We start from the raw sequence: 9671 nt of genomic DNA, 5'->3' as shown, positions 1-9671 counted from the left end.
AGATTTATAGGTGATGTTCTTACAAGTCAGTTCTTCGATAGCACGCAATATGGTGTCTGCGCTGCAAGTGCGAAGAGTTGGATGAAGAGACAAATGTTTCATCAGGTGAGTTGTAACATCCTCAATACATGAGCCGCCACAAAGATATACGCACATCAGAGAGCGTAGAATTTCGCTATATTGATAACCAAACATAGTGCATCTCAATCCCAAGGTGGAATCTATGGTTTGAGCTAAAAGAGCATCAAATTGCTCCATAATAGAAAAAATTCCTCCAAAAGGAGTGAGTTTCTCAGATTTTATTTGTACTTTTGCCATGTCATATTAGAGTTTTGCTTGTCTTCTTTTCGCAACACTAAGGTAAGTGAAAATTCTGACATGGCAAAATCCTGGGCAACTTTTTGTTGCTCAGGCACTTATAAATAATGTTAAACTATAGTGTTGCGGAATTAAGGTTGTTATACAAATGCTAATTAATATGATTGGTTTCTTCTTATACCATTGATATTCATCTGCATCAGATAAGCTGAGGCAAGAAGCAAGAGACGATGAGTACTAATATACCTACCAGCAGCACGCCAATGGTCTTGCCCGAACAGCCTTTCCATTCTTTCAGGATGATGCCCCATACATTGGAGAATACCACATTGAGAGCCATTAGGATGCAGAAGGAAAGGGTAGTGAGAACGGGTGATTCTGTGAGGAATCCTTTGCCCAATGACAAGCCGAAGAACTGACTGTACCACAAGGCACCGGCAAGGGCACAAAACAGAAGGTTGTTGCCCCATACTTCCTGTTTCTGATAATCGCCCCAAGTATGGTTCTTGGTATTCTGATAGAAACAGTAGATGGCATTGGTTACAAAACCGCCCAGTGTCACGAAGAAAGTGGCAGGGAGTGTCTTGTACATATCGGGAGTGAAACTGCCGAAATGAATGTCGCTGCCGAAGGCAAGACCTACGTTGAAGCAACCGCTCATGAAACCTGCAAGGAGAGCAATGGCAAGACCCTTAGGAAAGTTGAAGTCCTTCACTGCTGCCTTCTTTTCTTCCTCTGACAGTGATGCTGCTTTCATGCTGCCTGCTACACCGATGATGGCGATACCCACGAGGGTAACCACTACGCCGAGTATCACGCTGAACGTGAGTGACGACAAGGCATTCATCTCAGGGAAGAAGATGTTGAGCAAAACGGGTCCCATGATGGTTCCCAGACCCGCACAGGTTCCAAGGGCGATACTCTGGCCGAGAGCCACACCGAGATAGCGCATGGAGAGACCGAAAGTCAAACCACCCACGCCCCAAAGTACACCGAAGAGCATGGTCATCGCTACATTGAATCCGTTACCATCGAGCAATTCAAAGAAAGAATGTCCGTCTGGTACAGCCAATAAGGCTCCCAAGAAAGGCAGTATCAACCAGGCGAATACTCCCTGTACCAACCAGTAGGATTCCCAGCTCCAATCTTTGATCTTGTTGATTGGCACATAGCAACTGGATTGGCAGAAGGCACCCACGGCTATGATTAAAAGTCCAATTAATATTTCCATAATTGTATAATTAAAGTGAAGAGTGAAGAACGAAGAGTGAAGAATTCAAATGCTTTTTTAGCCATAAGACTATTGAATTCTTCGTTCTTCACTCTTCGTTCTTCACTTACTTGCGGTTAGCGAGAACTTCAGCCTCGTACTTCTCAATGTCAGCGATGTATTCCTCACCAACAGGGATGTTGTTCTTCAGGTTGAAGTAATCATATACAGCGCCGAATGGCAATGTCTTCTCTTCTTCCAAGAGAGCAAGACGCTGGAAGAGCTTGCCTTCATCCTCGTACTTGCGGAGGGTGTCGAGAGGCTCAAGGAATGCCTGCAACAATGACTTCTGGGCAGCACGTACACCGATGATGTAAGCACCGATACGGTTGATAGAACCATCGAAGTAGTCGAGACCGATATGAGCACGGTCGAGGGCATTGGTACGAACCAACTCAGAGAAGAGATTGCGGGTATTGTCGTCGAAGAGTGTTACGTGATCTGAATCCCAGTGCATTGGGCGAGATACATGGAGCATCAACTCAGGAACAAAGAGCAGGAGTGCTGAAACTGCATCCGATACGTTCTCTGTTGGCTCATAGTGACCTGTATCGAGGGTGTACATCACATTGTTCTTAGCGCAGTAGCCAGCGTAGAAGTCGTGTGAACCTACGGTGTAAGCCTCCAAGCCAATACCGAAGAGTTTAGCTTCGAGACAAGACTTCATGTTAGGCAACTCCTCTGCCAAGATCTCATCAAGAGAGTTCTTCAAAATCTCACGATAGCGTCCCTTCTCTACAGTGATATCCTTAGAGCCATCGTGTATCCAGATGTTCATGATACATGGATCGTTCTGGAACTTACCCATTGCATCAGCGATATGGCGGCAACGCTTGGTGTGCTCAATCCAAAACTCACGGATAGCAGGGTCTGGGTTTGATAAAGTGAGGTTGCCACTCAATGGGTGAGAGAAAGAAGTAGAGTTGAAATCGAGCTTCATGTTCTGCTCCTTTGCCCACTGCATCCAACCTGTGAACTGATCTACGGTTACCTCGTTACGGTCGATTTGCTTGCCCCCGAACTCACCATATATCTCGTGGAGATTGAGACGGAAGGTACCAGCGAGGAGAGAGTTTACCTTTTCAATATCCTGTCGGAGTTCATCGATATTGCGAGCCTTGCCAGGATAGTTACCTGTACTCTGGATACCTCCAGAAGCAGCCTCGCCACGCTCGAAACCAACTACATCGTCAGCCTGCCAGCAATGCAGAGAGATAGGAGTTTTCTCCAATGTCTCGATAGCCTTGTCGGTATCTACACCCAGAGCAGCATAGCGCTCTTTTGCAATCTCGTAATTCTTCAAAATCAAATCTGCTTTCATAATTGTCTTTAAGTTTTATATTGTTAATCTTTTATTGTTTATTTCTTTCTTTACCTTTTTACTTTTTTACTTTTTTACCCTTTTACCTTTAAAAACTTCTCATAAGCAGCATCCCAAGCATCCTTGTCCTGTGGCTCGAATTTCTTCAACTCCAGAGAGTTGGCGATGATTTGTCGCATTTCCCAGATATCCTTTACCAAGCCGGAAGCCTTAGCCTGCAGCATGATATTTCCGATAGCTGTACCTTCTTGTGGACCAGCAAGAACTGTTACGCCACAACTGTTGGCTGTAAACTGGTTGAGGTATTGGTTGAGAGAACCGCCACCGATGATGTGGAGCACGTTGATATCGAAATCTGCAAATTCTTTGAGCCATGTGAATACCTGACGGTAGCGAAGGGCAAGACTTTCGAAGATGCAGCGGCAGAACTCGCCGTAGCTCTCAGGTACATGCTGACCGGTCTTTTCACAATATTGCTTGATAGCTTCTACCATGCTGGATGGGTTGGCAAAGACAGCATCGTCTGGATTGATGATACTCTGGAAGGCTGGCTGCTTCATTGCTTCAGCAATCAGTTCGCCATGTCCCAGACAAGTCTGGTCACTGTTATTAGCAGCAGCCGCATCTTTCCATTCCTTACGGCAACGCTCGTAGATCCACATACCACAGATATTCTTGAGGAATCGGGTAGTACCCTCGATACCGCCTTCGTTTGTGAAGTTGAGTTCATAGCTATGTTCATTGATGATAGCCTTCTGAGTCTCTATACCCATGAGGCTCCAAGTGCCAGAACTGAGGTAAGCGAACTTTTCATTCTTGGCAGGAACGGCAGCTACTGCGCTGGCAGTATCATGCCCTGCTACAGCGATGACAGGTACTGCATTCAAGCCAGTTATCTTCTGTACTTCCTCGGTGAGTGTACCGATGATGGTAGCTGGTGCTGTCATTTCTCCAAACTGTTCGCGCTTCAATCCGAGACTCTCAACAAGATCCTGGTCGAGGTCGCCTGTCATCGGATTGAGAATCTGCGAGGTGGAGGCTACAGTATATTCGCAGATAGCGTTACCGGTAAGCATATAGCTCAGCGCATCCGGAATAAAGAGTATTTTGTTTGCATTCTCCAAAGCCACATTGCCAGCCTTGCGCATAGCGTATATCTGGAAGAGGGAGTTGAAGTTCATGAACTGGATGCCCGTCTTTTCATATACCTTTTCCTTGCTGATTTGCTCGTCGAAGTATTTCTCCATCATGCCCACTGTATGTGGGTCTCGATAGGCGAGAGGGTTGCGGAGGATGGCTCCGTCCTTGCCCACATATACAAAGTCGCATCCCCAGGTGTCGATTCCGATGCTCTGGATGTTGATGCCTCTTTGAGCCACGAGTTTCAAGCCCTTGATGATTTCCAGATAGAGCGCATAGATGTCCCAATAGAAGTGATTGCCCGTCTCGATGAGATGGTTGTCGAAACGTGTCAGTTCTTCCAGATTGAACTTTCCATCTGATAAACTACCGATAATGGTTCTTCCGCTGGTGGCGCCTAAATCCACTGCAAAGAAGTATTTCTTTTGTTCCATTTTGCTAGGTTTTTAAGTCTAATTTTATGTTATTGATTTCTAAGTTTAATTTCCGTTGATTCCGAAGTTCCTTATGTGTTACTTCAAAGTCTTTGTTGAAATTTTCGGTGCAAAGATAGACCTAAATCGTGAAATGCAACAAGGGATTTTGATTTTCAGCCCTTGATATTTGGCGGCAGTATAAAATTGGGGAAGTGATGGATGTTTTTGGGAGAAGTGATGAAAGAAGGATCATAGAATGGGAGGCTTAAAGGGGTGTATGGATAAAAAGGGAATAATCCAATGGGCTGGAATAAGACAAGGCTGCTTGTGAACCTTTAGTTCTGCAAGCAGCCTATAAGCATTTGATAATTATGAGTTGATAAATGTTAGTTACGTATTTTATTATGATTCTGATATAGTCTGTTCTGTTTTTCTGAATTATCTGTTCATGTTTCTGAAATCTGAAGGCTTCATGCCCGTCTGACTCTTGAATTTTGAAGAGAAGTAGTCTGGCGACTCGAAATTAAGGCGGTAGGCTATCTCCTTGATGCTATCATCGGTAGTGGAAAGCAGTTCCTTTGCCCTCTGCAGTTTCAGATTCTGCTGGTAAAGGGCAGGTGCGAAACCGGTGTGCTCCTTGAAGAGTTTGCGGAAGGAAGAATAGCTGATGCCGAGTTCCTGCGCAATCTCCTGAATGGTAAGGTTGCCTTCCAATGATTCGCGGATGCGAAGACGGGCTTTATTGATGATATCCACATGCTTTGAATCTTTATTCAATTCAATATTACGCTCCAAGGAGTACATCAGGCCGATGAGATGGTTGGCGATACCTGCCAAGGTTTGCTGGGCGTATGCAGCTTCCTCCTGAGCAATGTATCGTGCTTCCTCATATAGATTGACGATTTCGTTGCTGAACCCCACGTGATAGATCGGCTTCTCTGGAGAGAGGAACTTATGCTTCACTCGGTCGTCAATGTTTCTTCCCTTGAATCCTATCCAATAACTTTTCCATCCTTTTCCTTGAGTAGGGTGGTAAGTATGCCATTCGCCAGGAAACAACAGGAAGATGTCGCCAGCTTTGATGACGGTCTCTGGGCAGTGGGCTGACTGGAAAACACCTTCGCCCTCTGTCAGATAGAGCAACTGAAATTCATCCAGCGTTCTGCCTTTGTTGATATCAAAATAGTAGCCGTCAGCATGTCCCTTGGTAGGGTAGCTGTCGTGTGGCTCTATCACCTCATATCCGATAGTGCTGATGGTGAGCCCCCATTGTGCATCCCGTTCTGAGGCGAGCAAATATTTACTTGTTTGCATAGATCTTTCGTTATAAATGGTAGTTGTAACTTGTTTCTTTTGCAAAGTTACTAAAAAAAAAGGAAATGCAGAATTTTTCTATGATTATCGTTTCTAATATACCTATTTATATATAATAATATAAGCAATTTTAAGAAATAGAATTCGATATTTTAGGTTTGTTATCAAAAAAATAGGGTTAATAATCAAAATTTAAGGTAGCAAAATAAATAGATTCTGTACTTTTGCAACCGAAATAATTCTAAAACAAGACTTAAACGAAGTTAGAAATAAACTAAATCAAGAGCTTATACGGATTAGCGATTAACTAAAACGAGATTAGTGGTAAGCTAAAAAACGAGATTAGTGATCGACTAAAACAGAAGCATTCTTAAATTAGCTTTGTACAAGATGAACCTATTGGTTGCCTAAAGGAAGATGAAACTTATATGCAATTTCAAAATCATTCTGCAATAGCATTTGAGGCTATCAGATGAATATTGTAGCTGTCATTAAGCAAATTGACTTTTTTGGTATATAGGGGATTGGACAGAACATAAAACCTATATAAAATATGAGCAAACAAAACAAAATGATGAAAAAGTCTGTGTTGCCATTTGCTTTGGTATGCTCAGCGCTTATGCTCAGCCCTTACGTGGGGGGGCAAGCTCATGCTGAGGTGCTGAACGTGCAGCAGGCAAAGGCTGTCAAAGGTACGGTGGTCGATGAGACTGGCGAACCAGTGATTGGTGCGACCGTACTGGTTGTAGGCGGAAGTGCATCACAAGGTACTATTACCGATATGGATGGTAACTTCAGTATCAACGTCAAGCCAGGTCAGAAACTCAAGATTACCTATATTGGTTACGACGAAAGTATCGTGGCAGCCAAGGAAGGAATGAAAGTTCAGATGAAGACTTCTGGTGCTGTTTCTTTGAATACCGTTGAGGTTGTTGCCTATGGTGTACAGAAGAAGGTAACCATGACCGGTGCTATTTCCAGCGTAAAGAGCGAAGACTTGGTACGTACTTCTGTTGGTTCTGTCAACAATGTGCTGGGTGGTCAGCTTTCTGGTGTAACTACCGTTCAGTATTCCGGTGAGCCAGGTAGCGATGCTGCAGAAATCTTCGTTCGCGGTAAGGCTACATGGGGAGACTCTCAGCCTCTTATCCAGGTGGATGGCGTGGAGCGCACCATGGCAGATATCGACCCGAATGAAATCGAGAGTGTTACCGTATTGAAGGATGCTTCCGCGACTGCCGTGTTCGGTGTTCGTGGTGCCAATGGTGTTGTCCTGATTACTACCAAGCGCGGTTCACAAGGTAAGGCGAAGATCAGTGTGTCAACTTCCTGGACAGCCCTTTCACCTACCAAGATGGTGGAGCAGGCTAGTTCTTATGAGTATGCCAACTTCTATAATCAGATGTCTCTGAATGATTATTGGATGCGTGCAAACAAAAGTGTGGCAAATGGCAAATATCCAAATTTGGATGCATATACTTCAGAAAACACTTTTTCTAACAGTTTCTCTGAGGGTATTATTCAGAAGTTTGCCACTGGCTCAGACCCTATCCGTTTCCCAAGTACCAAGTGGGCTGATTACATCATGAAAGATGTAACTCTTCAGCAGCAGCACAACTTGAATATCTCGGGTGGAACTGATCGTGTGAAGTACTTTATCTCTGCAGGTTATTATTCTCAGGATGGTCTCTTCAAGGAGTTTGGTGCCAACTATGACTTCGGTTATCAGTACCACCGATTCAATTACCGTTCTAATCTCGACCTCAAGGCTACCAAGACTACTACATTGTCTTTCAATGTGGCTGGTAACGTGAGCAATGCCGACAAGCCATACACCGGTTCCGGTGCTGCTGGTCTGATCAAGCAGATTTATTATGCTACTCCTTTCTCCAGCCCAGGTATCATAGATAATAAGTTAGTTTACTGTACTACCGATTATACAGACGGATTGAAATTGCCGTTCACAGGAGATAATGGTATGGGTTACTATGGTAAAGGTTTCATGCAGACCAATATCAACAAGATACAGATGGATCTCGTGCTCGACCAGAAGTTGGATTTCATAACTAAGGGGCTGAGTTTCAAGGCGAAGGGATCTTACAACTCAGCTTATACAATCAACAAGCAGGGTAACTGCCAGGTGGCAAGTTACAACCCACTTGTGCAGTACGATGAGCAGGGCAATGTCATCTACAATGCTGATGGCACTCCTTATATCGTATATCGCCAGAACGGTAATGATACCGATCCTTCTTACTCAGCATCTCAGGGTAAGGCACGTGACTGGTACCTGGAGGGTAGCTTCAACTATTCACGAGTATTCGGCAAGCATACCGTGAATGCCCTGATGCTTTACAACCAGTCTAAGCAGTATTATTATTCTTATACTTCATATCCGGATGTACCTCGTTCTTACGTAGGTCTTGTGGGTCGTGTAACTTACGACTATGCCAACAGATATATGGCAGAGTTCAACATGGGTTACAATGGTTCTGAGAATTTCGCACCAGGTCGCCGTTTCGGTACCTTTCCTGCTGGTTCTATCGGTTGGATTATCAGTGAGGAAAAGTTCTGGAAGCCAATTTCCAAGATAGCTTCTTTCTTCAAACTCCGTGCCTCTTGGGGTCTCGTAGGTAATGATAAGACTTTTGATAAAATCCGATTTATGTATCTTGCTGACCCATATATCACCGGTTCTTATGGATTGGTCAATAATATGTCCAACTGGGCAGATACATACGGTTATCTCTTCGGTAATGCCCAGTCAGGTACCGTACAGGGAACATCTTCCATAGCCGGTGCTTACGAGTCTATCAAGAACAATCCGGATATCGGTTGGGAGAAGGCATTCAAGCAGGACTATGGTTTCGATCTGTATTTCTTCGGCGACCGCTTTAAGACAACCTTCGATTACTATCGTGAGCATCGTACTGATATCCTTGTACGCGATGCAACCGTACCATCTACCATTGGTTTCACCATGCCATATACCAATGCCGGTGAGACCAAGTCATGGGGTTGGGAACTTTCTCTCGGTTACAATGACAAGATAGGTAAGGACTTCCGCTTCTGGGGTAAGTTGAATCTCTCTTACAACCAGAATGAGATCATCGAGATGAGGGAAGAGCCTCAGAAGAACGACTATATGTTGGCAAAGGGTCACCGCATCGGTGCCCGTTCTATGTATAAGTTCTGGAAGTATTACGAGGGCGAGCAGACCAAGGTAGAGTATGAGCAGACTTTCGGTCAGCCATTCCCAGCACAGCTGAAGGATTACCTCATGCCTGGAGATTGTGTATATATCGATCTTGACGGCGATGGTAAGATAGATCCTAATGATAAGACCCGTGACAATGGTTATACGGATGATCCTGAGTACATGGCAGGTTTGACACTTGGTTTCAACTACAAGCGCCTGACCTTCAACATGCAGCTCACGGGTGCATGGAATGTAAGCCGTTACATCACCGATGTGTTCCGTCAGCCATTCTACTGTTCTTCCAATACAACCCAGGGTGGACTCCTCTCATACCATGTGAACAACACATGGACACCAGGAAGCTATGAGTCGCAGAATGCGCTTTATCCACGTGCCACTTGGGATAATGCTGAGCAGAATTATACAGAATCTGACCTTTGGGAGAAAGATGCGAAGTATCTCCGTCTGAAGACCGTATCTCTGTCTTACGATTTCATTAATCCTACTTTCAAGAAGATAGGTATGAACAAGTGCGAGGTAACCCTTTCCGGATACAACCTCCTTACCTTTACTCCTTACAAGTGGGGTGATCCTGAGACACGAGCATCCAATGCTCCTTCTTACCCATTGCAGCGTACCTACACCATCAGCTTGAATGTAGGCTTCTAATCAAAGGTAATGTAACAAAATGAA

At 44.5% G+C, this 9671-nt stretch carries 5 protein-coding genes and 1 pseudogene; 1 reads left to right on the top strand and 5 read right to left on the bottom strand.

The genetic code is table 11. From position 1 onward, the window contains the following. The 5 genes and pseudogenes from EXN75_RS01380 to EXN75_RS01360 all read right to left on the bottom strand — a co-directional run. A pseudogene (locus tag EXN75_RS01380) lies at positions 1-318 on the bottom strand (IS1380 family transposase); the annotation flags it as partial. A gap of 199 nt (positions 319-517) precedes the next feature. Next, entirely contained in the window at positions 518-1549 is a 1032-nt protein-coding gene (locus EXN75_RS01375; RefSeq protein ID WP_118120265.1) for an L-rhamnose/proton symporter RhaT, read from the bottom strand. A 106-nt stretch (positions 1550-1655) separates the two neighbouring features. After that, positions 1656-2909, bottom strand: a complete 1254-nt coding sequence (locus EXN75_RS01370) for an L-rhamnose isomerase (protein WP_134842497.1) — start codon at positions 2907-2909, stop codon at positions 1656-1658. 74 nt (positions 2910-2983) lie between these two features. Further along, on the bottom strand, positions 2984-4483 hold the full coding sequence (gene rhaB / locus EXN75_RS01365; protein ID WP_134842496.1) for a rhamnulokinase: 1500 nt from the start codon (positions 4481-4483) through the stop codon (positions 2984-2986). A gap of 420 nt (positions 4484-4903) precedes the next feature. Then, positions 4904-5779, bottom strand: coding sequence for a helix-turn-helix domain-containing protein (locus EXN75_RS01360; RefSeq protein WP_134842495.1), 876 nt, complete (start codon positions 5777-5779; stop codon positions 4904-4906). Positions 5780-6332: 553 nt separating this feature from the next. On the opposite strand from EXN75_RS01360, the gene EXN75_RS01355 reads away from it, so the two are divergent. Next, positions 6333-9647, top strand: a complete 3315-nt coding sequence (locus EXN75_RS01355) for a SusC/RagA family TonB-linked outer membrane protein (protein ID WP_134842494.1) — start codon at positions 6333-6335, stop codon at positions 9645-9647. Positions 9648-9671 lie beyond the last annotated feature (24 nt).

Origin of the sequence: Segatella hominis, from assembly GCF_004535825.1 — a bacterium.
Classification (GTDB): domain Bacteria; phylum Bacteroidota; class Bacteroidia; order Bacteroidales; family Bacteroidaceae; genus Prevotella; species Prevotella hominis.
The sequence above is the reverse complement of the archived record's forward strand: the minus strand, read 5'-3'. Positions and strand labels throughout refer to the sequence as shown.